The sequence below is a fragment of the Neisseria arctica genome (assembly GCF_022870905.1).
Taxonomy (GTDB): Bacteria; Pseudomonadota; Gammaproteobacteria; order Burkholderiales; family Neisseriaceae; genus Neisseria; species Neisseria arctica.
In genome coordinates, this window is record NZ_CP091510.1 from 254,737 (window position 1) to 278,922 (window position 24,186).

Annotated in this window: 22 protein-coding genes; 4 read left to right on the forward strand and 18 right to left on the reverse strand. The window is 47.3% G+C overall.

The window, feature by feature from the left end; genetic code table 11:
* Window positions 1-92 precede the first annotated feature (92 nt).
* Complete coding sequence (locus LVJ86_RS01100; RefSeq protein WP_053008280.1) at window positions 93-605, forward strand: MliC family protein; 513 nt, start codon at window positions 93-95, stop codon at window positions 603-605.
* Window positions 606-706: 101 nt separating this feature from the next.
* Here LVJ86_RS01100 and rlmH read toward each other — a convergent pair whose 3' ends face one another.
* The 18 genes from rlmH to yihA all read right to left on the reverse strand — a co-directional run bounded on the left by rlmH (window position 707) and on the right by yihA (window position 19,922).
* The gene (gene rlmH, locus LVJ86_RS01105) at window positions 707-1,177 is read right to left on the reverse strand and encodes a 23S rRNA (pseudouridine(1915)-N(3))-methyltransferase RlmH (protein WP_047760018.1); all 471 of its coding nucleotides are present in this window, start codon (window positions 1,175-1,177) and stop codon (window positions 707-709) included.
* 284 nt (window positions 1,178-1,461) lie between these two features.
* Entirely contained in the window at window positions 1,462-1,857 is a 396-nt protein-coding gene (rsfS, locus tag LVJ86_RS01110) for a ribosome silencing factor (RefSeq protein WP_047760017.1), read from the reverse strand.
* A 139-nt stretch (window positions 1,858-1,996) separates the two neighbouring features.
* Window positions 1,997-2,605, reverse strand: coding sequence for a nicotinate-nucleotide adenylyltransferase (gene nadD, locus LVJ86_RS01115; RefSeq protein ID WP_047760016.1), 609 nt, complete (start codon window positions 2,603-2,605; stop codon window positions 1,997-1,999).
* 34 nt (window positions 2,606-2,639) lie between these two features.
* Window positions 2,640-3,221, reverse strand: coding sequence for a beta-class carbonic anhydrase (locus LVJ86_RS01120; protein WP_047760015.1), 582 nt, complete (start codon window positions 3,219-3,221; stop codon window positions 2,640-2,642).
* A 283-nt stretch (window positions 3,222-3,504) separates the two neighbouring features.
* A complete protein-coding gene (gene hpaC, locus LVJ86_RS01125; RefSeq protein WP_047760014.1) occupies window positions 3,505-4,002 on the reverse strand; it encodes a 4-hydroxyphenylacetate 3-monooxygenase, reductase component in 498 nt (165 codons plus the stop codon).
* Between the two features lie 23 nt (window positions 4,003-4,025).
* Window positions 4,026-4,466, reverse strand: a complete 441-nt coding sequence (gene hpaR / locus LVJ86_RS01130) for a homoprotocatechuate degradation operon regulator HpaR (RefSeq protein WP_047760013.1) — start codon at window positions 4,464-4,466, stop codon at window positions 4,026-4,028.
* 213 nt (window positions 4,467-4,679) lie between these two features.
* Entirely contained in the window at window positions 4,680-5,564 is an 885-nt protein-coding gene (locus LVJ86_RS01135; protein WP_047760012.1) for an NUDIX hydrolase, read from the reverse strand.
* Window positions 5,565-5,691: 127 nt separating this feature from the next.
* Window positions 5,692-6,450: a class I SAM-dependent methyltransferase gene (locus tag LVJ86_RS01140; protein WP_047760011.1), complete on the reverse strand. Its 759-nt coding sequence runs from the start codon at window positions 6,448-6,450 to the stop codon at window positions 5,692-5,694.
* A 196-nt stretch (window positions 6,451-6,646) separates the two neighbouring features.
* A complete protein-coding gene (locus LVJ86_RS01145; protein ID WP_483310652.1) occupies window positions 6,647-8,269 on the reverse strand; it encodes a sigma-54-dependent transcriptional regulator in 1,623 nt (540 codons plus the stop codon).
* 52 nt (window positions 8,270-8,321) lie between these two features.
* Window positions 8,322-9,917, reverse strand: a complete 1,596-nt coding sequence (locus LVJ86_RS01150; protein ID WP_047760009.1) for a two-component system sensor histidine kinase NtrB — start codon at window positions 9,915-9,917, stop codon at window positions 8,322-8,324.
* 53 nt (window positions 9,918-9,970) lie between these two features.
* Window positions 9,971-12,298 carry a DNA topoisomerase IV subunit A gene (gene parC, locus LVJ86_RS01155; protein WP_047760008.1) on the reverse strand — a complete coding sequence of 776 codons (2,328 nt, stop codon included), beginning with the start codon at window positions 12,296-12,298 and terminating at the stop codon, window positions 9,971-9,973.
* Window positions 12,299-12,392: 94 nt separating this feature from the next.
* Window positions 12,393-12,896: a GNAT family N-acetyltransferase gene (locus tag LVJ86_RS01160; RefSeq protein WP_047760007.1), complete on the reverse strand. Its 504-nt coding sequence runs from the start codon at window positions 12,894-12,896 to the stop codon at window positions 12,393-12,395.
* Between the two features lie 109 nt (window positions 12,897-13,005).
* A complete protein-coding gene (locus tag LVJ86_RS01165; protein ID WP_047760006.1) occupies window positions 13,006-13,548 on the reverse strand; it encodes an isochorismatase family protein in 543 nt (180 codons plus the stop codon).
* A gap of 137 nt (window positions 13,549-13,685) precedes the next feature.
* Complete coding sequence (gene argJ / locus LVJ86_RS01170; RefSeq protein WP_047760005.1) at window positions 13,686-14,906, reverse strand: bifunctional glutamate N-acetyltransferase/amino-acid acetyltransferase ArgJ; 1,221 nt, start codon at window positions 14,904-14,906, stop codon at window positions 13,686-13,688.
* Between the two features lie 338 nt (window positions 14,907-15,244).
* The gene (locus tag LVJ86_RS01175) at window positions 15,245-15,784 is read right to left on the reverse strand and encodes a DUF924 family protein (RefSeq protein ID WP_047760004.1); all 540 of its coding nucleotides are present in this window, start codon (window positions 15,782-15,784) and stop codon (window positions 15,245-15,247) included.
* Between the two features lie 396 nt (window positions 15,785-16,180).
* Window positions 16,181-17,779: an isocitrate lyase gene (locus tag LVJ86_RS01180; protein ID WP_047760003.1), complete on the reverse strand. Its 1,599-nt coding sequence runs from the start codon at window positions 17,777-17,779 to the stop codon at window positions 16,181-16,183.
* 512 nt (window positions 17,780-18,291) lie between these two features.
* Entirely contained in the window at window positions 18,292-19,164 is an 873-nt protein-coding gene (locus tag LVJ86_RS01185; protein WP_047760001.1) for a lipid A biosynthesis lauroyl acyltransferase, read from the reverse strand.
* Between the two features lie 110 nt (window positions 19,165-19,274).
* Window positions 19,275-19,922 (reverse strand): ribosome biogenesis GTP-binding protein YihA/YsxC, encoded by a 648-nt coding sequence (yihA, locus tag LVJ86_RS01190; protein ID WP_047760000.1) that lies wholly within the window; start codon window positions 19,920-19,922, stop codon window positions 19,275-19,277.
* Between the two features lie 143 nt (window positions 19,923-20,065).
* Between yihA and LVJ86_RS01195 the strand changes: the two genes are divergently transcribed.
* The 3 genes from LVJ86_RS01195 to ccsB all read left to right on the forward strand — a co-directional run bounded on the left by LVJ86_RS01195 (window position 20,066) and on the right by ccsB (window position 24,093).
* The gene (locus LVJ86_RS01195; RefSeq protein WP_047759999.1) at window positions 20,066-20,692 is read left to right on the forward strand and encodes a c-type cytochrome; all 627 of its coding nucleotides are present in this window, start codon (window positions 20,066-20,068) and stop codon (window positions 20,690-20,692) included.
* A gap of 268 nt (window positions 20,693-20,960) precedes the next feature.
* Complete coding sequence (locus LVJ86_RS01200; protein ID WP_200900152.1) at window positions 20,961-22,916, forward strand: cytochrome c biogenesis protein ResB; 1,956 nt, start codon at window positions 20,961-20,963, stop codon at window positions 22,914-22,916.
* Window positions 22,900-24,093, forward strand: a complete 1,194-nt coding sequence (ccsB, locus tag LVJ86_RS01205; protein ID WP_047759997.1) for a c-type cytochrome biogenesis protein CcsB — start codon at window positions 22,900-22,902, stop codon at window positions 24,091-24,093. Before LVJ86_RS01200 ends, ccsB begins: the two co-directional genes overlap by 17 nt.
* The last annotated feature ends 93 nt before the right edge of the window (window positions 24,094-24,186 follow it).

Genomic DNA, 24,186 nt, shown 5'->3' on the forward strand with positions numbered 1-24,186 from the left:
AGGGGCTGTTATACTGGAGATGTTAGTTTGCAATGCTGCTTCCGGTACGCTGTTTTAGTGTTCGGAAAGCTTAATGAGAAAGGAATTTTGGAATGAATACATCCGGTTTGAAATTTGTAGCTTTATCTGTTGTGCTATCGTTGCTTTCGGCGTGTACGCCGGCTGAAAAAGCAACGGATACAGCGGTATCCGCTCCTGCTTCTGCCGCTGAGACGGCTTCTTCCGCAACTGGTACGGGAGTAGCATCGGAAATCGTAGCTGTTGCACCGGCAGCCGGTGAAATTAATTCGGCGAAGTGGCTCTCTTTCCAATGTGATGACGGTAAAACCATTGATGCGCGTTATGCCGGAGCCGGTACGGCTGCTGTGGCACAGTTGAAGTTTAATGGCCAGACTTTGGATTTGAAATATGACGGCAGCCGTAGTAATGAAGATTTGATTGCTTTCAGTAATGATCAGTATGGTTGGACAATCAGCAACCAATATGCCGGAAACCTATATAAAGAAGATGGTGGATTCTTGGTGCGGTTTGAGAAACAGGAAGTGAATGGTATGCCAACAGATGTGGAAAGTATCCAAGTGAAAAACTGTATGCCTGTCGAGTAAGATATTACTCAACTATGGTTTAAAGCCGCCCTTATGTAAGGGCGGCTTTCTTGTTTGTCGGTTTGTCTTACCAGCCGGCGGTTGTGCGCTGTATATGTGCCTTATTCGCGGTGGTATGGATGATTGTGCAAAATGGATACGGCACGGTAGAGCTGTTCGGTTAGTAATACGCGTACCATCCCGTGAGGCAGGGTCAGGCTGGACAAGCGCATCATCATGCGCGCTTGCTGTTTTAACTTGTCGGTCATGCCGTCGGCACCTCCTATGATAAAGCAAACATGCTCGCCCTCTGCCTGCCATTGTTTCAAATGGGCGGCTAATTCTACCGAAGTAGGCGCTTTGCCGCGTTCGTCCAAAACAACTAGGTAAGCACCTTGGGGGATGGTCTCGAGGATACGCTTTTCTTCGGCAGCCATGCCTTGGGCGGCATTAACGCCGGCTCCGCGTTTTTCCGGTTTGATTTCTTTCAAGACATAGTTAATATCGCGGCCAAAACGTTTGGCGTATTCTTCTACGGCTTCATCGACCCAACGCGGCATTTTGGTACCGACTGCCAATACGGTAATGTTCATAATTTGTAATTAATAGAGGGTGTACGGTTTGGATTGCTGTGGTTGTATGAAATGGGTTCCACACAGCGCCTATATATTTTTCAGACGGCCTTTGTTGATTATCTGGCTTTGCTTGGTAAAAATTTTTGATCAATCGAGTAAGTGCTTTGTGCACTAAATAGGCCGTCTGAAAAGATTGGGATCATAGGAGATACCGTATTCATTGGTATCTTTTAAAATTAAAACCATATTTTTACGGGAAAAAACCGCAAGCGGGCTTGCGGTTGGCGTGAATAATGGGTTGGTTATTGGCTGTCTGCCGCATGCCAAGGCTTCGCGGCTCCGGCATGGAAAGACGGCTTTTCACCACCCCATAAGGTGTCGATATCATAATAATCGCGTACGGCAGGCAGCATAACATGAACCACCAAATCACCGGCGTCTACTAAGGCCCATTCGCCGCTGTCTTCACCTTCGGTGCTGAGAATTTCAAAGCCGGCTGCTTTTAATTCGACGGCTACGTTATTAACCAAAGCCTTGACTTGGCGGCTGCTGTCGCCGCTGGCGATAATCATTTTGGCAAACAGCGAGGTTTTGGCTGCGGTATCCAATACGGTGATGTCTTTGGCTTTGATGTCTTCCAAAGCATTTACGGCGATTTCCGCCATTTTCTGCAAGTCTTGCAATTCTTGTTCGTTCATTCTGTTTCCTGTTGAGAATATCTGTATTTTATGTGAATTATACCTGAAACGACTAAGGCCGTCTGAAAAGCAAACTGTGGCTGGATTTGATGTTATAGCGTCTGCTGTTTAGCGGTATGGGTTCAGACGGCATTTTCGATTAGCGGTAAAGTTTGTGGTCGGTAATGTAGCGGGCGACTGATTCCGGCAGGCTCTCGGCCGGAATATGGCCTTGGCGAATTTGTTCCCTGATAGAGGTAGAGCTGATATCGTATAACGGTGCATTGAGCAGCTTTAGAGATTGGTTTTGCAGCGCATCGCCTAACCATGCGTGTAATTCCGCAGGTGCTTGATTCAGGTTGTCGCCTTTGCGCGCAGCAACGGCGATATGGATTTGGCGTACCAGTGTTTGCCATTTTTTCCAAGTGTGTAGTTGTAATAGGCTGTCCATACCCATCAGCCACCATAATCGGGCGGTAGGGAACTGTTGGTGGAAAATTTGTACGGTATCGAATGTATAAGTAGCGCCTTTGCGAATAATATCGCAATCGCTGACGGCAAATCTCGGATCATCTGCTACGGCAAGCTCGGCCATTGCCAGCCTATGATGAGCGGCCGCATGTTTGACGTCGGCTTTATGATAAGGATCGCCTGCGGGTAGGAATACCACCATATCTAAATTGAGCTCGTCGGCAAATGCGCGTGCAATATGTAGGTGGCCGTTATGGATGGGGTCGAAAGTACCGCCGAAAAGTCCTATTTTTTTCATATCGGATAGTTTGCCGTTTCAGACGGCTTGTTGGTTATTTGGGGGAAAGTGCACATTCGTTTTGGCCGTTGACTACCAAGGTCAGTTTTCCTGTCGATGGGTGGATAACCAAGCCGTGTACGGCAACGTCTTCAGGCATCAGCGGATGGCGGCGGATAATGCTGACTGTATGGCGCACGCTGTCTTCAACATTATCAAAACCGGTCAGCCAGCTGTCGAGATCGATACCGGCATTGCGCAGGGTGACGATGCGGTCTTCGGGAATGCCTTTTTCTTGGGTACGGCTCAGAAAACTTTCGGGGCTGAGGCCGCGCATGCCGCAATCATAGTGGGCAACAACCATGATTTCTTTGACTTTTAATTCGAATACGGCTACCAGAAGGCTTCGCATTACAGAACCCCACGGGTGGGTTACGAGTGCGCCGGCATTTTTAATCAGCTTGGCATCGCCGTTTTTTAATCCCAATGCACGCGGCAACAGCTCAACCATGCGTGCATCCATGCAGGATAAAATTGCGAGTTCGCGGTCGGGGTATTTATTGCTGAAAAATTGTGCATATTCGCCTGAATCAACGAAGTTTTGGTTGAAGTCTAAAATGTCGTTCAAAACACTCATGATATTTCCTTGTAGTTGGGGCGAGGTATGCGGCAGTCGGTCTTAATAGCGTATGGTGCGAACGTAAGGACTGCTATATTGTTCTCATTTTAGTGAGCCGATGTTTCTAAATTATGGTATGGCAAATTATAGCCGCACCATTAGTGATTGGATTTAGGTAGTGTCGGAATAGGGATATGCTGTGAAAGATTATAGCTGGTTCTTTAAAGCGGTTAAATAATTCTTATGGTGTGTTTGAATGGAGCGAGAGGCTGATTGGTAGAGCGTAGGTCGGGATATTGATTCAGGCCAGGCCATGAAAGCGGCGGCGGAAGTATACGAGGGCGGGAGCCGATTCGGTGTCGTGAACTTTAATTTCATCGATTTCTACGAAAAATACGCTATGGGTGCCAATGTCGTGTTTATCGACTACACAACCGTGCAGATGGGCAAGCGCGCCTTCTACTTCAAGTTGACCACTGCCGCCCCTGTGCCAAATGTGATACTCAAATCGCTCCTCGGGAGACAGTTTGGTGATGCCGGCGAAATGTTCGGCAACATCTTGTTGGGATGACGACAATACATTAATGCATAGCTTTCGGTTCTGAATGAGTATTGGTGTGATGGCAGCATTGCGGTTGATACAGAGCATAATGGTAGGCGGCTCATCGGTAACTGATGAAACCGCCGTCATAGTAATGCCGTAGCGTCCGGCAGAGCCGTCAGTTGTAATAACATGTACACCGGCGGCACAGGATGCCATTGCAGAACGAAAAGCTTGTTTTTGTATTGATGCTGTCATTAAAAATATTTTGTCGGCTGGAGTTATTCTTCGTCTTTCTGTCCGATAGTAGAAAGTTCGCCGAGTAGTTCGCGCAGTTGGCGCATTTTATCTTTGGAAAAAACTTCTTCGATTAAATCGTATCGCTCATCTACCAAATCACAGGTGGTCCGGTGCAATTTTTCACCTTCTGGTGTAAGTTTCAGATATACGCGGCGTTGGTCGTTAGAGGGTTTCAAACGAACGACAAAGCCTGCTTTTTCCAGGCGTGTGAGAATACCGGTCAGACTGGGGCGTAAAATACAGGCCTGGTTGGCCAAGTCTTGGAAATCTAGAGTACCGTTTTCGGCAAGTAGACGGATAATCCGCCATTGCTGATCGGTAATACCGACATTATTCAGAATCGGACGAAACTGGGTCATTAATGCTTCACGCGCCTGAATCAGACTGATGTTTAGGGAAGCATGTTTTGATTGTGCTGGCATAAATAACCTCCGGCCTGTGGGCTGCAAGATGAAAGGAGTAGGCGTAATCTCAAGTTTTATTGGAATAATTCTAAGATTCTATGCGAAAAAAAATAAAATCACAATGTGCCGGGAAAAAATTGTTTCAAATATCACAATTAGATATTAATGATAATATTTTGGAGTATGCGAAAACAAACCGTATTGGCTGTTTGGTCTGCGTGTGTCGGGCGGTTAGAGAGCCGTGCGTTTAAGCCATAATCCCAGCGGGTGGCTGCTGTTTATCAAGCCATAGCGGTTATAGGCATCCATCGTGGCCAGTAAGGCATCGTTCATTAAGCGGCCTTCGTACATTGCGCGTGTCAATTCCGAAATGGAAAAAATGTTGAACTTGGCTACTTCGCCGTCTTGATTTTCAGGGTGAAAATCTTCGGGCAAAACAATATCAAAAATATACAGTACTTCACGGTGTAAGCCGCGTGAAACAGGTCTGAGGCTTAGGCGTTTGCTTTGGCATTCTAGAGGTTTGAGGAAGCAGGCAGGCAAGCCGGCTTCTTCAGCCCCCTCACGCTGCATAGCGTTTTTTACACTTTCACCGCTACTAATACCGCCACCGACTAAGTTATCCAGTTTGTTGGGATCAACTGCTTTGTACGGGCTGCGTTTGCCTATCCAAAAGCACCACTGGCCGTTATATTTGACCAGTCCGTTAATATGTACGGCTGCACTTTGCAGCCCTAACGGGCGGAAGACGGAACGTTCCAGAGAGAATAGGGCGTTACCTGTTGCATCAAGTGCATCAAATTTTTCGTTACGCCAACCATTGAGTATCCCTGTTTTATGCCATTGGAATGCCATGTGTTCAAGAGCATCGGCCATTGCCAGCCAGCTGTCGGTATTTAGGAAGGTTTGTAATCCTTCGGTTCGGATGCGCCCCTGCCAGTCTTGTAGCAATAGATTGTGCCAGTGATTTTCCATCATGCCCAAAGGCAGATCGTTTAGAAACAATGTATGCCATCCGTTTAGGTTACAGTCGAATTGTTTTTCGATGTGCTGCCATAAAAGCTCGTGTTCCGAATCGCTTAGAGGTGGGAAAACGGGTTTTTCTGCGGGCTGCATAGGGGAAATCACTTTTATTTTTGTAAAATAGTATTCTAACAAAAAAATTTATTTATCAGCATTTTTCATGCGCGGTATTAGCTGATGTATTCTTTATTTTTCTATAATTTCGATATGTTTTGAAAATTTATTCGGATGTGTATTCCGGATTATCCGGCATGTAAACATCAAAACGAACGCTTTTACCGCTGTATTGATAGGCCGGCTGTTCCTGGTTGAGGAATTCCCCCAACCTCGGGCGCTTGACGACCACTCTTTTTTTTGCAGCCATTTTGGCTGCTTTAAGCAAGGGTGCTTCATTTTGGGCGGAACCGACTAATCCGTGAAAGTAGGCCATTTCTTTTTTGACAGCGGCCGCCTTACGCCGCTCCGGATACATGGGATCAAGATAGACAATGTCTGGGCGCTCGCTTTCTCCAACAGCTTGCAGCAAGTCGATTGAATCGCCGGGAGTAAGTGTAAGCCGTGCGGTAATTTCTTTCACTGTCTCATCAGTTTGTGCCCTGCGGATACCGTCTGCGAGTAAGCAGGCGACAGCCGGGTTTTGTTCGGAAATGCGAACGGCCAAGCCTAATGAGGCTAAAACGAAAGCATCCCGCCCTAAGCCGCCTGTGGCGTCCCAAACACTTGGGAAGGTGGTATGGTTAACTGCTTTTGCGATTAACTCTCCGCCGCCTTTTAATCGCCGGTATTGTGCGGCTCCGCCGGAAAAATCGACTTGAACACGCCCCTTTTCTCCGGTTTTACACAGTGATATACCAGATGCGTCGGCCACTAGATACTCGCCTGTATGTGGTGCGGTATGGCAGGTTTGAAGGCCGAATTCTTTGATTAGGTTGAGTGCTTCTTGGGGGGCAGAGTCAAGTAAAAGAACGGGTTTGACCATAAATAAACAGGTTGGTTAGAAGGTGGGGGGGAGTTTCAGACGGCGTGCGTGCAAATCATCATTTTATAATGATAAGGAAATAATTTATAACGGCAAATAATGGTAAGGCAGGCATACCTTGAGGTTGTAACCCTACCATATAGATTCGGGAATTGTATGCCACTTATTTAGGCCGTCTGAAACATATATAATCGCATTAATTGATATCCAATCTTTCCATACGATAGCGCATGGAGCGGAAGCTGATACCCAATAATTTTGCTGCTTGTGTGCGGTTATAGCGGGTCTGTTGCAAGGCTTGTTCGATAATATTGCGTTCTATATTGTCGAGATAATCTTGAATTTGCATTTTCCCCGGGACAAACTCGCCATGCTCGCTGTTGCTGAATGCAAGCGGTGATTCTTCTTCTACGGAGTTTATTTTTTCGGCGGGTACGGGTGTATTACTTTTTTCTTGATGGGAAGGGGTAGCTTGTATTTGCAGATCATCCAATTGGATGATATGACCGACGGATAGGGCAACGGCACGCTCAAGAATATTTTCCAGCTCACGGAAGTTGCCGGGATAGCTATAGTGCAGTAATGCTTCTTGGGCTTGCGGGGTTAGTTTGTAAGGTTGCTGTCCGCTACCGTGTTTTTTGAGTAAACGCATGATAAGCGGACCTAAGTCTTCCCGCATTTCACGCAATGGCGGCATATGGAGAGAAACCACATTGAGACGGTAGTATAAGTCTTGGCGGAATTGGCCGTTTTCTACTAGGGTTTCCAAGTTTTTATGTGTTGCGCATACAATCCGTACATCTACGAAAGTTTCCCGTGCTTCGCCAATGCGGCGTACGGCTTTTTCTTGAATGGCCCTGAGTAATTTGACTTGCATCGAAAGTGGCAAATCGGCTACTTCATCCAGAAACAGCGTACCACCGTTCGCATGCTGGAAAAAGCCCAAGCGGTCGGTATCTGCTCCGGTAAAACTGCCTTTTTTGTAACCGAAAAATTCACTCTCCATAAGGTTTTCGGGGATGGCGCCACAGTTGACGGCAATAAAAGGACCATTCGCCCGCTCGGATAATTCGTGAATAGTACGGGCAGCCTGCTCTTTACCACTACCTGATTCACCTGAAATGTAAACAGGTACATTGCTGGATGCCAAACGGCGGATCAGATGGCGCACTTCTTCCATCTGCGGCGAATGACCCAAAAGCCGCGGCATATCCGGCTCATCAACTTCTTCTGCTACCGCTTCTTGAAGTTCTGCATTGGGTTTAAAAGAGGGCGCTACACTAAAACGGTTGCGCAGGTTACGTAGATTTTCAGGGATGGGGCCTTCATTACTAATGCTGCTTCGAAACGGTTGGGGAGTAAGTGCTTTCGGATTGGCAGCCGGCGACACGCGGGTATTAGGTGTGGTACGCGGTATACTTCTAGCCGAATAAGAAGCTGTTTCGGCCGCGGCTTGCGGTGGTGTAGGTGCTGCTACTGTAGTAGCGGGGGTTATCGTAGGCTCTTCATTTACCTGAACGGCAGATTTGACCAACGAACGTAACTGGGACAATGTAATGGGTTTTTGCAGGTAATCAAATGCACCGGCTTTGAGTGCTTCAACGGCATGATCGGCATTGCCGAAAGCAGTAATCACCGCAACAGGCGTATCGAGCATCAATTCATCGATATATTGGACGACTTCCAGCCCCGAACCGTCGGGCATGCGCATATCCGTGAGTACGAGAGAGTAGTCGTTTTCATCCAGTTTGTTTTTGGCGTCTTCTACTCCAACGGCGGTTTCAACGCGCAGCCCCATCTTCATCAGGGTCATTTCCATCAAATCACGAATATCGGCCTCGTCATCTACAACCAACACCGGATCTTGCAGATTATGTTTGCTCATTGTTTTCTCTTGGTAAAATCAATTCAAATCCGTTCATTTCCGGATGGTAGTGGAGTTGGCCCAGATTGGCGTGTGCAAGTTCCCGGGCCACATACAAGCCCAAGCCGGTACCTTGTTTTTCCGTCGTGAAAAAAGGTTCAAACAAGCGGTTACGCAAGTCGGCGGGTACACCTTTGCCGTTATCGGCAACTACGATCGAGATATGCATGCGGCCGCTCGGTTTGAAGAGAACGGTAACGGCATGCTCGTCTTTACGGCTGTGGCGCCAAGCATTGTTGCATAGGTTCCACATAATTTGTTGTACGTGCATCGGGTCGGCAACTACGCTGAGGTTTTTGCCTTCCATATTCATTTTGATACATTTGATGGCATCAGGATTATTCAGGGTGAATTCTTGTTTGAACTCTAACCAGAATTTCATCAGATTGATAGGAGAGCGGCTGATTGTGTCGCGCTTATTCAGAAGCGAAACATCTTCGAGCATTTTGTCGATACGCTGGATATTGCTGTCGATAATATTGTGTAATTTCAGTTTTGCGGGGTCGGTATCGTCTTCTTGCAACAAATCATTAGCATGACGTATAGCCGACATGGGGTTGCGTATCTCATGAGCGAGATTGGCTGTCAGTTGGCCGAGTGAAGCCAGTTTGTTTGCCATGGCTTCGGCGGCTACTTCGCGTAGAGAGCGTACATACAGCATCAGGAGTTCGGTATTTTCCTGTATCAGGGGAACTGCGCGTACATGCATGGCATGTTGGAAAATATGGATATCGGTTTCAAATGGTTTTTCAGGCTGATAGCGCCAGCGTATAACCAAATCGGTAAATGCTTCTTCTCGGCTGTCGATGGCCAATCCCGGAAAGTAAGTTTTAGCCTGACGGTTGAAAAGCCATACGCGCTGGGTCGCATCAATAACAATAACCGCTTCTTGAACGCGGTTGAGTACCAAACGGTTCAAACCGCTTACACGGCGGTAGGCCAGTTTGTGTTTGCTGGCAGATTCGGTAGCGGCTTGCAGGTAGGTAGCCGAAAATGCGGTGAGGGCTGCTACCAGAAAACCGGCAGCTATCAAAAGAGCGGCTGAAATTAATACTCCGCTTTCCCAAGGCTTGTCCCAAAAACCAACTTGATTGCGCAAAAACAGGTTGATGGCGACCAGCATGGCGGCATAACCGGCATACAGCATCGGATAACGGCCATGGCTCAGTAGGCATGAGGTGGCGATAAAGGGTAGTATCAGAATACCGAAACCGGACTGTATGCCGCCAGCTATATAGGTAAGCCAAGCCATCATAGAGATGTCGGCTACGGCACTGGCGCTAGGAAGCTCGAGTGTTTGCTCTTGCCAGCCCGGACGGAAAACGGTTAGAAAAATAATCACACCGTATACAGCAGCCCAAGTATAAAACTCAATTGGATTAAACAGGCCAACCGAAGTCGCACCTATGCCGGCATATTCACTAATGATGTGAAATACCAACAGAGAAAATACGATGGCAATACGGGCGATGTTGATTAAACCGGGAATGCGTTCACTTTGTACTTCCCAATCGCCTCTTAAAAATAGGCCGTTTGAGCTCATTGTAAAGATATGTCCTGTGCTCTGCTGAAAATCAGCAAGATAACTATTACATGCTATCCGAAGGTTGCATCATCTGCATCAATTGCCGATAAGCGGTTTAAATAACCGTTTATCTGTAAAATTTTACCTTTTCGCCCCCGTTTGTTGTCGATATCCCGGATTCGGAGCCGCTCACTGTGGTGCGCGCTGCGTCGGCCGGTGCTTTCTACGACAAAATCTTGTGCCGAAGATACGGTAACGTGGGTTAGTGATGCATTGTCCGCCAAATTCATCAATTGCAAGCCGCGGCCTTTTGCCATTACTTTGAGTTCGCCTATTGAAAATGCCAGTAAACGGTTGTCGCTGGAAGCCAAGATGACTTTGCATTCCGGATTGATTAATGAGACGGCATATATCGGGACGGGAGCAAGTACTTTTTCTCCCGGTTCTAAAGTCATAACGACTTTGCCTGTTTTGATACGGCTGACTAAGTCTGCTTGTTTGGCGATAAAGCCGTATGCGCCGCTGTTGCTTAAAAGATAATGTTGTTCGGGCAGGCCGGTAACAATAGATACGACTTCTGCACCGTTTTGCAGGTCGATAAGCGAGCCAAGAGGCACGCCGTCTCCACGACCACCGGGAATTTCAGCTGCGTCAAGAGTGTATGTCCGGCCCAAAGAATCAAGCACGATAACTGGCCATACGGTTCGGCCTTCTAATACCTGTTTCAAGCCGTCGCCCTCTTTAAATGTGGTTTGGCTTAAGTCAAGGCCGTGGCCGACACGGCTGCGTATCCAGCCCTGTTGCGAAAGGATCAGTGTAATCGGTTCGTCGGCCGTAGTTTGAGTGAGTGTGGCACGGTCGGCTGCTTCTACTAAGGTACGCCGTTCGTCACCGAATTGTTTCATATCGGCCTGCATTTCTTTGATGATGAGTTTGTGCTTTTCATTTTCATCACTCAAAAGCAGGTTCAGACGGCCTTGTTCTTCGCGCAAGTCGTTTAATTCTTGTTCGAGTTTGAAACCTTCCAGACGGGCGAGTTGGCGTAGGCGGATTTCGAGAATGTCTTCGGCTTGTATTTCGCTTAGGTTGAACGCAGTCATGAGTTCGGGCTTGGGTTCGTCTGATTCGCGGATCACGCGGATAACTTCATCGATATGCAAGAATGCAATCATGCGCCCGTCAAGAATATGGATGCGCTTTTCAACTTGGTTGAGTCTGAATTTCAGACGGCGTGTGACGGTGGTAATCCGGAAATCAAGCCACTCTTGCAGGATGGATTTCAGATTTTTTTGTGCCGGACGGTTGTCTGTACCCATCATAACCAAGTTCATCGAAACATTACCCTCTAGGCTGGTTTGCGCCATCAGGGTGTTGACGAAGTTTTCAGGCTCGATGCGGCTGGATTTGGGTTCGAATACCAAGCGAACGGGTGCTTCGCTGTCGCTTTCGTCACGTACTTTTTCAATCAATTCCAGCATCAGTTTTTTGGTATTGAGCTGGTCTTGGTTAAGTTGTTTTTTGCCTGCTTTGGGTTTTGGGTTGGTTTGTTCTTCGATTTCCGCCAAGATTTTTTGGGCGCTGGTGTTGGGCGGCAGTTCGGTTACGATAACGCGCCACTGGCCGCGTGCCAATTTTTCGATTTCGTAGCGGGCACGCACACGGATGCTGCCTTTGCCGCTTTCATAGATATTTTGCAAGTCGGAGGCAGGGGTGATGATTTGACCGCCTCCGGCAAAGTCTGGAGCCGGAATATACTGCATTAAGGCAGCCGTATCCATGTTTGGTTTTTTCAATAGGGCGATTGCCGCTTGGGTAACTTCGGTCAGATTATGCGAAGGGATTTCGGTTGCCATGCCCACTGCAATGCCAGAGGCGCCGTTGAGCAACACCATCGGTAGGCGGGCTGGCAGGTGGACGGGTTCTTCGAAGGCTCCGTCGTAGTTGGGAACGAAGTCGACGGTTCCCATTTTGATTTCCGATAACAGTAATTCTGCAATCGGGGTCAGCCGGGCTTCGGTATAACGCATGGCGGCGGCACCGTCGCCATCACGTGAGCCGAAATTGCCGATGCCGTCAATCAGCGGATAACGCAGGGTAAAATCTTGTGCCATGCGCACCATGGCTTCATAGGCTGAGCTATCGCCGTGCGGGTGGTATTTGCCGAGAATTTCACCCACCACCCGTGCCGATTTGACAGGCTTGGCGCCATGAGTCAGTCCCATATCCTGCATGGCGTACAGAATGCGGCGTTGTACCGGTTTTTGGCCGTCTGAAACATCGGGCAGGGCGCGGCCTTTAACAACGCTCATGGCATATTCGAGATAGGCACGTTCGGCATATTGGCCGAGCAGCAGATAATCGTCGCCGACGGCGGTGGGCGGGGTTTGGTGTTCGTTCATACTGTTACAATAATTTCTGCAGTTTATTATTAGTAGTTGTGGTGTTTTATTGTAAAACAAATTATTTATTTGTGTATGTTTGTTTCAGACGGCTTCAGTCAATAATTTTCTTACCTAGAATAATAATATCGGCAGTAAAGTCTTGCAGGTCGCATACGCCGGGTAGACGTCCCCACTCTTCGAAGCCGAATGTATGGAATAAGCGCAAACTGGGATGGTTGTGCCCGTATATCACGGCCAATGCATTGCGTATGCCGAGAGATGGTGCGCGTTCGAGCATATGTCGTAGCAAGATTTTCCCGACACCTACACCACGTGTGTCATGGCGGACATACAGGCTGATTTCTGCACTGATATGGTAGGCTTGGCGCGGGTAATAGTCACTGTAACTACCCCAAGCGAGTACTTCGCCAGACGGGTTTTTTAACACATATAACGGGCGGTTGCCGTGATGTGCATCAAACCATTCCTGCCGACTGGCAATGCTGACAGGTTGTAAATCGGCTGTGGATTGGCGGCTTTCGATGGTGCTGTTGTAAATATCGACAATAGCGGGTAAGTCGTCTTGAGTGGCTGTACTGATGGTGTAAGGCTGCATATTTAGAAATTAGGATAAAAAAGGCATAAGCGGCCGTCTGAAATATGAATAATCCCATTTTCAGACGGCATGAGGAATGTAGCGTAATAAAGGCTTGCGCGGCTTGGTTTTACTGGATCAGCTTGGAAACGGTTTTAAATACCGGATGTTTGGCATCGTTCATTAGCTCGAACAAAATGCTTTCTACATTTGATACAACGGCGCCGTTATCCCGCATTTGTTCCAAAGCATTTTCTTTGTTGTCGGGATTGCGCGAGGTGGTGCACTCAAAAGGAATATATACATCATATCCGGCTTCGCGCAAATCCAATACGGTTTGCAACATACAAACATGTGCTTCGGCACCTACCAAAATAATATTGCGCCGGTTGTGTTGTTTTAACGCGGCAGCCACTTCGTCCGTATAAGCGGAAAAGCGGGTTTTTTCAAAAATCGGCGCGTTTTCAAGCAGCAGTTTGACGGCATTCACCGTGCTGCCCAATCCTTTAGGATATTGCTCGGTGGCAATCACCGGTATTTCCAGCGCATGTAGGCCTTGCAACATGGTACGGCTTTTTTCAACCATAGTTTCTGCTTGGTGCAGGGCAGGCATCAGACGCTCTTGAATGTCGACAACGATACAGAGTGTGGTTTCGGGATGTAGACGAGGCATGGTATTTCTCCTGTGGTAGTACCGGAAAGATTTCTTTGTAGAAAGTTTTATTTTATAGAGGGATGCCGTCTGAAAAATACTCAGGATTGTCGCAGGCGGCATCCGTTAAAATATTATATTTTGGGGTGTTTCATTTTTCAGCTGCGGTAGTCGGCATTAATGGCGACATATTCTTTGGATAAATCGCAGGTATAAATAGTAGCCTGCGCATTGCCACGCTGTAAATCGACACGTACGGTAATTTCATTCGGTTTCATAACTTCCTGGCCTGCTTCTTCGGTATAGCTGGCAGCCCGGCCGCCGTTTTCTGCGACCAATACATCGCCTAACCATAAACGTACTTTATCGGTATCGAGATGTGCTATACCGGAGTAACCGATGGCAGCCAGTAGGCGGCCTAAGTTGGGATCGCTGGCAAAAAAGGCGGTTTTAACAAGCGGTGAGTGTGCAATGGCATAAGCCACTTTGCGCGCTTCTTCGCGGCTCTCGGCATTTTCGACTTGGATGGTAATGAATTTTGTCGCACCTTCCCCATCGCGCACAATGGCTTGGGCCAGCTCGACGGCTAAGCCTTCTAACAGCTCTTTCAATTGATCGTAGCGGGGATCGGCAATATTGTCGATCTCGCTTTGGCCGCACTTGCCTGTGGCTACAATCACAAAACTGTCGTTGGTGCTGGTGTCTCCGTCTACTGTAATGCTGTTGAACGAGGCATCGGCAATTTCTTGAGTGAGCATTTGCAAAACGGGTTGCGAGACTTTTGCATCGGTAACGATAAAGCCGAGCATGGTAGCCATATTCGGGCAAATCATGCCTGCGCCTTTAGAAATGCCGGTAGCGCGGACGATATGGTTATCGCCGACTTTGCCCTCGCGGCTGGCTGCTTTGGGTACTGTATCGGTTGTCATAATAGCGCGTGCGGCATCGTTCCAATGTGCTGGCTTCAGATTCGGCAGGGCTTGGTTGATTTTATCGACAGGTAGAGGTTCCAAAATCACGCCGGTGGAAAAGGGTAAAACTTGTTCGACAGCGCAACCGACCTGATGAGCAACTGCCTTGCATACCGCTAAAGCATCTTCACGTCCTTGAATGCCCGTGCCGGCATTGGCATTGCCTGTATTGATAATTAAAGCGCGGATACCGTTTTCATTGACAAGGTGTTGTTTGGCAATATGCACGGGAGCTGCGCAGAAGCGGTTTTGGGTGAAAACTGCCCCCACTGTATTATTGTTGTTGAGAATGATTAGGGTTAGGTCGGAATGGTTTGGCTTTTTAATACCGGCTTGTCCGATAAAAACCTGTGTGCCTTCAACGGCTAAAATTTCAGTAGCTTCTTTTTCGCGCAAATTTACTGCCATAGGTAACTCCTTCGGGCTGGAATGGGAAACCGGAGATTCAAGTCGGATATAAAGTGTTGAGTGTTGTCTGCATACCTTATGGTTACAGTTTTCAGACGGCGTAATAGAGTAGTTGTGCAGGCGGTATGCTTAGAATAGAAAATAGCATTAATCGGCAGTGTAAACAATAAGATTTATTATCGGTAAATAAGGGTAGGCGGAATAAACGCATTTTGATATGTAACATCATTGTGTATTACGGTTTTATGCCGCTACTCTACTAGAGAGAATTCAAGTAATCGGCATAGGTTTTGTAGTCTGATACCGATTACCTTGGTGTGCAGAATGCCGATTTCGGGTTAAAAAGAAGAGCCTTCTTCTTGTAGAAATGCTAGTTCTTCATCAGTGCTTATGCGCCCGAGAATAGTGTTGCGGTGAGGATAACGGCCGAAACGCCGGATAATCGCTTGGTGTCTGAGCTCGAAGTCTAAGGTATTGGTATTATTTAATGCATCGAATAATGGTAGGCTTCGTTCGTGAATCAGAGCGGATTCAGAGTGCATGTAGGGCATAAGTATGAAATGCCGTTCATGTGCGGGCATTTGGGCAAAACCAGGTTGGGCAACGGCCTCTTGCGCTAAAGCCAGTGCCATTGCATCTTGAGAGAATGCTTGGGGGGTGTCGCGGTAAATATTGCGGGAGAATTGGTCAAGTATGATGATTTCGGCCAAGCGCCCCTTCAAAGAGGTGCGCCATGTATAGAGCTCTCCCGCAGCAGCTTGCTTCAGTATCTCGCCGAAGCGTTTGGATAGCTTGCGATCGAAGGCTTCGCTTTTTGCAAACCAGTAGGGCTTGGCCGTATCGGAAAACCAAAAATCAAGAATGGTTTGTGGTGTCATGTTTATCAGCCTTAGAGTGGGTTGGGACGGTTAGTCGGGTTTGATCTGGATTGGGCGGGAATTTTCGGTAAAGCCGTCTCGATATCCGCCGAAATTATTAAGAAAACTGCGGAAATTAGTAAAACGGTTGGATAAAAATTACCAATATCGAATTGAACTGTACGGTGTTTCTGCCTGCATAGCAAGACGGCTTGCTTACCGTATATAAAAAAAGGGGCAATCCCGAAAGATTGCCCTAAATACCTCAAATCAGAGATTTACGCTTCACAAACAATACAGGCTTTCGCCTGTCTTTATCCACGCAGCTCAACTCTACGCAGATAAAGCCGGTAAGCTTCAGACGGCCTCCTTAGGGAGCAGCGTATGCCGTCTGAAACTATATGTCGCATGAATAATTTAGTGGAATTGATTCATGGTATTGTCTTTGCCGCCGGCTTTCAGTGCGGCTTCACCGGCAAAGTATTCTTTGTGGTTGTCACCAATGTCCGAACCGGCCATATTTTGGTGTTTCACACAAGCAATACCGTTGCGGATCTCTTGGCGTTGTACGTTTTTCACATATGCCAGCATGCCGTCTTCCGCAAAGTAGCCTTTGGCCAGAGTATCGGTAGAAAGTGCGGTTGTGTGGTAAGTCGGCAGAGTAATCAGGTGGTGGAAGATACCTGCTTGAGCCGATGCATCGCGTTGGAAGGTGCGGATGCGCTCGTCTGCTTCTTTAGCCAGATCACTTTCATCATATTCGGCACTCATCAGCTTAGTGCGATCATAGGCAGAAACGTCTTTGCCGGCTTCGCTCCAAGCATCGAATACTTGTTGACGGAAGTTTAAGGTCCAGTTGAAAGACGGGCTGTTGTTGTATACCAATTTGGCATTCGGAATGGTTTCTCGGATTTTGTCTACCATTTCCTTAATTTGGCCGATATGCGGTTTTTCAGTTTCAATCCACAGCAGGTCGGCACCGTTTTGCAGCGAAGTGATACAGTCAAGTACGACACGGTCTACGCCGGTACCTTTCTTAAACTGGAACAGATTGCTTGGCAAACGTACGGGTTTGATGGTTTTGCCGTTGGTATTTACGATAACGTCGCCGGGTTTCACTTGGCTGATATCGGTAATTTCTTCACCGTCGAGGAAAGAATTGTATTGGTCGCCCAAGTCGCCCGGTTCGGTAGAATAGGCGATTTGTTTAGTCAGGCCTGCGCCCAAAGAGTCGGTACGGGCCACAATAACGCCGTCATCTACGCCCAATTCTAAGAAAGCGTAACGTACGGCGTTGATTTTAGCCAAGAAGTCAACATGCGGTACGGTGACTTTACCATCTTGGTGGCCACATTGTTTTTCATCTGATACTTGGTTTTCGATTTGGATACAGCAGGCGCCGGCTTCAATCATTTTCTTCGCCAGCAGGTAAGTAGCTTCAGCGTTACCGAAACCTGCATCAATATCAGCAATAATCGGTACCACATGGGTTTCGAAATTGTCGATTTGGTCTTGGATTTCTTTGGCTTTGGCTGTATCGCCTTCCGCATTGGCTGCATCCAGAGCGGTAAAGAGCAAATCCAGTTCGCGTGCGTCGGCTTGGCGCAAGAAGGTATAGAGCTCTTCGATCAATTCCGGCACGGTTGTTTTTTCGTGCATGGATTGATCGGGTAGAGGACCGAATTTAGAACGCAAGCCCGCCACCATCCAGCCGGAGAGGTAGAGATAACGTTTGTCGGTAGTTTTTTGGTGCTTCTTGATAGAAATCAACTTTTGCTGGCCGACAAAACCGTGCCAGCATCCGAGTGATTGGGTGTATTTTGCAGGGTCGGCATCGTATTCGGCCATGTCTTTGCGCATAATAGCGGCAGTGTATTTGGCAATATCAAGGCCTGTCTTGAAGCGGTTTTGCAGGCGCATGCGTGCGACATATTCGGGCGTGATATCGTGCCAGCTATCGCCCATTTCACGTTTCAGATCACCTGCTTTTTTAATTTCGTCCTGATAGTTAGACATACTCAACTCCTTTGTTCTCGCTTGATTTTTGGATTCCGACCGTAGCCATGCTCTCCCAAGCATGTAACTCAGTGTAGTGGAAATGTACCTGCTTTTTTTTAAATTGCCAAGGAGTGTATAAAAAAATTTTATTTTTCTTTATCTTAGGATTCTTGTTCCGTTTTAAAATTTTCCTTCGCCTGATGTCTTTTTGTAAATTATTCTGCTTTAAAATAAGATTATTTAAGCACTTTATTATCATGTAATCATTTTTTTAGAATGCAGGAGTAGCGCAGGGAAAAGTACTGATGATTTTAATTTATTGATTTTAAATGGTATAAATTTATTTGATGGATTTTTATGAAATTATTTATTTTTAATATCGGAATGAATTTTTATCATGCTGAAATAAAAATGTAATGAAATGTAGTTATGGAGTGTGGTGCTTGAAAATATGGCTTGATAGTGAAATCAGTGAAAAGCCTTTTCTGTGCCTTGGACATACGCTATAGAAAAGGCTTTTGAGAGAGCCGTTAATTATAGAATCCCGCTTCACCCTCAGGACGGGTTTTAAAGCGCTTGTGCAGCCAAAAGTATTGCTCGGGATTTTCACGAACACGGGCTTCGATAAAGTCATTCATGCGCTGGGTATCGGCTACGGTGTCGTTACCGGGAAAGTTTTCCCAAGCCGGATAAAAGCGTAAAACAACGGTGTTGTCTTTCAGGCGGGTGGGAATGGCGGGGATGACTTTTGCGCCGGTCATGGCGGCGATTCGGCTTAGGCCTGCAATTGTGGCAGTTTGGATATCAAAGAAATTAACAAAAATAGAATCGTTGCGGCCAAAGTCTTGATCGGGCAGATAGAGAAATGGCGCATCGCTTTTTCGTATTTGTTTGATGATGGCGCGTAAGCCCTCTGTGCGCCCAATCAGGAAAACATTGTTATAGCGATGGCGGCCTTTAAGTATTTGTTCGTCCATCGCTTGGTTTTTTTGATGGGAGTACATACTGATTAGCGGTATGTCTTGGTTGAGGGTGTAAACCGCCATTTCGAAGGCAGTAAAGTGCGGATAGAGCAGGATGACTTTTTCTCCCGCAGCCAAAGCATCGTCAAGATAGTGCTTATCCTGGTAGGTAACGAATTTGCGTAGGCGGATAGCGGGTGCATACCAATAGAGGCCGTATTCGAAAAGTAATTTGGCCATATGGCGGAAGTGTTGTTTCAATATTTTGCGCCGCTTCGCTTCGCTCCATTCGGGAAAGCACTTGAGCAGGTTGATTTCGCCTACGCGGCGGCGGGGTGCGACAAGATAATAAGCCAGCCAGCCGGTTGCATCTGCGATTTTGTGCAATACGGAAAAGGGTAGTAGTTGAATAAGATATAAGATAAAAAAGGCAAATTTCATAAATCAGTTTCAGACGGCCTGTAAAATGCCTACTTATTATAAGGGAATTGTTCAGGCCGTCTGAAAAATGTATAGGGCATCGGCTAGCAAGAAGGCATTGGTGTGTTGGGTTATTCCGGTTGCGGAGGCGGGGAGGACTCCGAAGCATGGGCAGCGGCAGCAGCGTTTTCAAACCAAGAGGCGACTACTTGGTTGACTTCCTCCTTTCCGGTTTTTTTTAAGCTGGAGAAAAGTTGTACGCTGATTTGTTGGCGTTCGCTGAAAGGTTTTAGCGCCTTTTTGACGGACGACAAAGTTTTAATCTGCTCGTTTTTGGATAATTTGTCTGCTTTCGATAACAGAATGTGCACGGGGCGGCCGGTGATATGAAAAAAATCCAGCATCTGCATATCAAGCTCTTTGAGCGGGTGGCGGGCGTCCATAATCAAAATCAGGCCGACCAGTTGGGGGCGTTTTTGCAGATAATCGCCCAATAGTTTCACCCAGTGCGCACGAATGGCTTCCGGTACTTGGGCATAGCCGTAGCCGGGCAAGTCAACCATAAACGCACCGTTGGCCAGTTCGAAAAAATTGATGTGCTGGGTACGTCCCGGGGTTTTGGAAACATAGGCCAGCCGGACATGGTTGCACAGGGTATTGATAGCACTTGATTTGCCCGCGTTGCTTCGGCCCACGAAAGCGATTTCGGCAGCAGTGTCGGGCAGGTCTTTGAGATGGTTAACTGTTGTAAAAAATTTTGCGTTTTGAAATAGGTTCATATGTAGTAAAATTGTGTGAATTTGGTATAGAATACCATGTTTATATAATTATCGGTTTAGCCGGATACAAATAAAAAAATCCGGTATTGAGTATAGGAAGGCATAACGGCAGCGGGCCGAAATGCTGTAATCAGGAGCACTCCATGAAACGTTTTACCTTGTTGACTATGGCCGTTGTTGCAGGCGCAGCAATGGCTGCACAGCCGAAAGCAGATATCGCTAAGGGTAAAGAAATTGCGACCAATATCTGTGCGGCATGTCACGCGGCAGACGGTAACAGCGGTATCGCTATGTATCCGAAATTATCGGCCCAGCATGCCAATTATATTTTCAAACAAACCAAGGATATTAAAGAGGGCAAGCGCACGACAGGTGCTGCGGCCAGCATGGCACCTTTGGTAATGTCGCTGTCTGATCAGGATATCGCCAATGTATCGGCTTTTTTCGCTACCCAATATCCGAAAGCGGGCGAAACCAATCCTAAGGAAAATCCCGAGTTGGGTGCCCGGATTTACCGTAGCGGTATTGCCGCGAAGAAAGTTCCTGCCTGTATGTCTTGCCACGGCCCGAGCGGTGCGGGTATGCCTGCCGGCGGTACGGATATCGTTGCTTATCCGCGCTTAGGCGGCCAACACAAGGCTTATATTGTTCAACAGATGCAGGCTTATCAAAGCGGCCAGCGTACTAATACCATCATGAATGATATCGCCAAGCGTATGTCGGATGAGGAGCTGAATGCGGTAGCCAACTTTATCCAAGGTCTGCATTAAAAATACAAAATCGGAAGCGCTCTAACTCAGTTGTTTTAAGATTTGGTTAAGGTTGGGTGGGGCTTATCCATTACAATGACAGCACCGGATATTTAAGTTGCGCTGTCTTTATAAGGCCGTCTGAAAGCCTTTTCAGACGGCCTTATTTACACTGATGTGAAATTTTTTAATTTAATTGTTGTATAAAATATACAGTTAGTTGTTTATGAGCCAGCCTAAAAAATCCGTTCCCCTTATCCGCCGACCTTGGTTTGCTTTTTTAAGCTCCATGCGTTTTGCCGTCGCGCTTTTGAGCTTGCTCGGTATTGCTTCTATCATCGGAACGGTATTGAAGCAGGGGCAGCCGATTGCCGATTATTTGGTGAAGTTCGGTCCGTTTTGGATGGAGATTTTCCGGTTTTTAGGTTTGTTCGACGTATATGCCTCGGTTTGGTTTGTGGTCATCATGCTTTTTCTGGTGCTCTCAACCAGCTTGTGCTTATGGCGCAATATACCGCCGTTTTTGCGGGAAATGCGCTCTTACCGTATCAAGGCCACCAAACAGTCGCTCGCCTCAATGAAGCATACTGCGGAATTGCCGGATGTTTCACCGGAGATAGCCGTGCGTTATCTGCAGGTACAGGGCTTCAATACTAAAACAGTTGAGCGTGAGGACGGCTCGGTTTTAGTTGCGGCCAAGAAAGGTGCGATGAACAAATGGGGTTATATTTTTGCCCATTTGGCTATTATTGTTATCTGCTTGGGCGGTTTGATCGATAGTAACCTGTTGTTGAAGATGGGTATGCTGACGGGTAAGGTCGTACCGGATAATGATTCTGTTTTTGCAAAAGATTTCAAGCCCGAAAGTACGCTAAGCCGCAATAATTTATCTTTTCGCGGTAATGTCAACGTAACCGAAGGGCAAGCAGCGGATGTGGTATTTCTGAATGCCGACAAAGGGATGTTGGTGCAGGATCTGCCTTTTTCGGTAGAGCTGAAGAAATTTCATATTGATTTTTACAATACCGGTATGCCTAAGGATTTTGCCAGTGATCTGGTGGTAACGGATAAAGAAACCGGTGAAAAAATCGAGCGTACTATCCGCGTGAACCATCCGTTGACCTTGCATGGTATTACGATTTACCAAGCCAGCTTTGCCGATGGCGGCTCCGATTTGAAATTCAAAGCTTGGGATTTGGCTTCTGCGGTCCGTCAGCCTGTTCCTTTGGATGCCGTATCAATGCGCCAATTTCCGTTGGATCTCGGCGGGAAGAAGTATCGTATTGAGTTCGAGCAATTCAGCTCGATGAATGTCGAAGATATGAGCAAGCCGTCTGAGAAGGCGGGCGGATTATCGAATATCGTCAAGGATGTAAGGGCAGTAAAGCAAGAGCGTAAGTTTACCAATATCGGCCCCTCAATCATTTACCGTATACGGGATGATGCAGGACAGGCCGTCGAATATAAGAACTATATGCTGCCGATGCTGCAGGAAAAAGACTATTTTTTCATTACCGGTACTCGGGAAGGCCTGAACCAGCAGTATCGTTGGTTACGGTTGCCGGCAGACGGACAGGGCAAACTTGATACTTTTATGGCTTTGCGTGAGGCTTTGAACAACGAGGCAGTACGCAAACGTGCGGTATTGCAGGCCACCGCCGGTACTCCTGAAAAAACGCGCGCGCAGTTTAATCAGGCGGTAGAGAATACCTTGAGCCTTTTTGCACGGGGCGGCTATATCGCTTTAAACGATTTTGTCGCACAGAATATCCCGCGTGAAGAGCAAACGAAAATGCAGGATTATTTCTATCAGATTCTGTATGGCGCGATGAATGCTTTGTTAGAAGAAACCTTGAAGGGTGATAATTTACCGGCCTGGCCGCAAGATGAAGCGCGAAACCGCTTTTTGCTCAACAGTATGGATGCCTATACCGGCTTGACAGTTTATCCGGCGCCTTTACTGTTGCAGCTAGACGGCTTTAAAGAGGTACGCTCTTCAGGCTTGCAGATGACCCGCTCTCCGGGAGCCTCATTGGTATATATCGGTTCGCTGTTACTGGTATTGGGCACGATATTTATGTTTTACGTACGCGAAAAACGTGCTTGGCTGCTGTTTGAACAAGGAAGAATCCGCTTTTCGATGTCGTCCAGCCGCGATGAGCGTGATTTGAAAAAAGAATTCCCCGAACATACACAACGCTTGAAACAATTGGCGAAGGATCTGAACCATGACGCAAATCAGTAAAACCGAACGGCTGCTAGAACACGAACTGTTGACGCAGAAACCATGGATACGCCGTCTGAATGTATTGGATTGGTTGTTTGCCGCACTTATCGTACTTGCTGTCGTTTTTGCGCAAACTCATATCGGCCATCATATGGATGGTTACGAAGTGGCCATTTTGTGGTTCAGTGCGGTTTCTGCTGTTTTTCTCGGTTGGTTTTTCAAGCCTCTGCGCTGGTTTATTCCGCTTAGCCTGATACTGGCTTATTCGGCGGTACAGCTCTATGGCGGCACTATCGCTAATACAGACCGCTTTTTATTAAAATATTTTCTGAGCAGCCAATCGGCCATTATGTGGCAGTGCGCTTTTGTTTTTTTCGCATGGTTCTGCTATATCGCCGGTGCCTTGTTGGCGCGCCGTAGCCATACGGAAACCAATACTCTTTTGGGAATGGCAAGCGTGTTTGCCTGGGTATCGGCTTTGGCTGGTTTTACCGGAATGCTGGTGCGCTGGCATGAAAGCTATCTGTTGCGCCCTGATGCGGGCCATATTCCGGTATCGACCTTATACGAAGTATTTATTTTGTTTATGGTGATTACCGCTTTGATGTATCTCTATTATGAGAAAAAATTCGCTATCCAAAAACTCGGCGGTTTCGTATTCGCCTTTATGGCGGTATTGGTGTCGTTTGTTTTGTGGTACAGCGTATCCCGTGAGGCGCATGCCATTCAGCCGTTGATTCCTGCCTTGCAATCGTGGTGGATGAAAATTCATGTGCCGGCAAACTTTATCGGCTATGGTGCATTCTGTATCTCAGCTATGCTTGGTGTGGCAGAATTGGCGGTATTGCGTGCCGAGGCCAAAGGCCGTAAAAGCTGGCTGCCTGCTTCACAGGTGATCGAAGAAGTGATGTATAAAGCGATCGCTGTCGGCTTTTTGTTCTTTACTATCGCTACTATTTTGGGTGCGTTGTGGGCGGCTGATGCATGGGGACGCTATTGGAGCTGGGATCCGAAAGAAACTTGGGCGTTTATCGTATGGTTGAATTATGCGGTATGGCTGCACTTGCGCCTTGTTGCGGGATGGCGTGGCAAGGTGTTGGCATGGTGGGCGGTTATCGGCCTTTTCATTACCGCCTTTGCATTTATCGGCGTAAATATGTTTTTAAGCGGTTTGCACTCTTACGGTGCGTTGTAATATAAAGCAGATTTGAAAGCCGGTACGAAGCGTACCGGCTTTTTCGATTGGGCGGCCTTGCATTTTACGGTTAAACTGCTACACTCTTAATTC

Coding starts and splice junctions, on each gene's coding strand:
- LVJ86_RS01100 (WP_053008280.1), top strand. CDS start 93: ATGAATACATCCGGTTTGAAATTTGTAGCTTTATCTGTTGTGCTATCG.
- rlmH (WP_047760018.1), bottom strand. CDS start 1,177: ATGAACATTACCGTATTGGCAGTCGGTACCAAAATGCCGCGTTGGGTC.
- rsfS (WP_047760017.1), bottom strand. CDS start 1,857: ATGAACGAACAAGAATTGCAAGACTTGCAGAAAATGGCGGAAATCGCC.
- nadD (WP_047760016.1), bottom strand. CDS start 2,605: ATGAAAAAAATAGGACTTTTCGGCGGTACTTTCGACCCCATCCATAAC.
- LVJ86_RS01120 (WP_047760015.1), bottom strand. CDS start 3,221: ATGAGTGTTTTGAACGACATTTTAGACTTCAACCAAAACTTCGTTGAT.
- hpaC (WP_047760014.1), bottom strand. CDS start 4,002: ATGACAGCATCAATACAAAAACAAGCTTTTCGTTCTGCAATGGCATCC.
- hpaR (WP_047760013.1), bottom strand. CDS start 4,466: ATGCCAGCACAATCAAAACATGCTTCCCTAAACATCAGTCTGATTCAG.
- LVJ86_RS01135 (WP_047760012.1), bottom strand. CDS start 5,564: ATGCAGCCCGCAGAAAAACCCGTTTTCCCACCTCTAAGCGATTCGGAA.
- LVJ86_RS01140 (WP_047760011.1), bottom strand. CDS start 6,450: ATGGTCAAACCCGTTCTTTTACTTGACTCTGCCCCCCAAGAAGCACTC.
- LVJ86_RS01145 (WP_483310652.1), bottom strand. CDS start 8,269: ATGGAAATGACCCTGATGAAGATGGGGCTGCGCGTTGAAACCGCCGTT.
- LVJ86_RS01150 (WP_047760009.1), bottom strand. CDS start 9,917: ATGAGCTCAAACGGCCTATTTTTAAGAGGCGATTGGGAAGTACAAAGT.
- parC (WP_047760008.1), bottom strand. CDS start 12,298: ATGAACGAACACCAAACCCCGCCCACCGCCGTCGGCGACGATTATCTG.
- LVJ86_RS01160 (WP_047760007.1), bottom strand. CDS start 12,896: ATGCAGCCTTACACCATCAGTACAGCCACTCAAGACGACTTACCCGCT.
- LVJ86_RS01165 (WP_047760006.1), bottom strand. CDS start 13,548: ATGCCTCGTCTACATCCCGAAACCACACTCTGTATCGTTGTCGACATT.
- argJ (WP_047760005.1), bottom strand. CDS start 14,906: ATGGCAGTAAATTTGCGCGAAAAAGAAGCTACTGAAATTTTAGCCGTT.
- LVJ86_RS01175 (WP_047760004.1), bottom strand. CDS start 15,784: ATGACACCACAAACCATTCTTGATTTTTGGTTTTCCGATACGGCCAAG.
- LVJ86_RS01180 (WP_047760003.1), bottom strand. CDS start 17,779: ATGTCTAACTATCAGGACGAAATTAAAAAAGCAGGTGATCTGAAACGT.
- LVJ86_RS01185 (WP_047760001.1), bottom strand. CDS start 19,164: ATGAAATTTGCCTTTTTTATCTTATATCTTATTCAACTACTACCCTTT.
- yihA (WP_047760000.1), bottom strand. CDS start 19,922: ATGAACCTATTTCAAAACGCAAAATTTTTTACAACAGTTAACCATCTC.
- LVJ86_RS01195 (WP_047759999.1), top strand. CDS start 20,066: ATGAAACGTTTTACCTTGTTGACTATGGCCGTTGTTGCAGGCGCAGCA.
- LVJ86_RS01200 (WP_200900152.1), top strand. CDS start 20,961: ATGCGTTTTGCCGTCGCGCTTTTGAGCTTGCTCGGTATTGCTTCTATC.
- ccsB (WP_047759997.1), top strand. CDS start 22,900: ATGACGCAAATCAGTAAAACCGAACGGCTGCTAGAACACGAACTGTTG.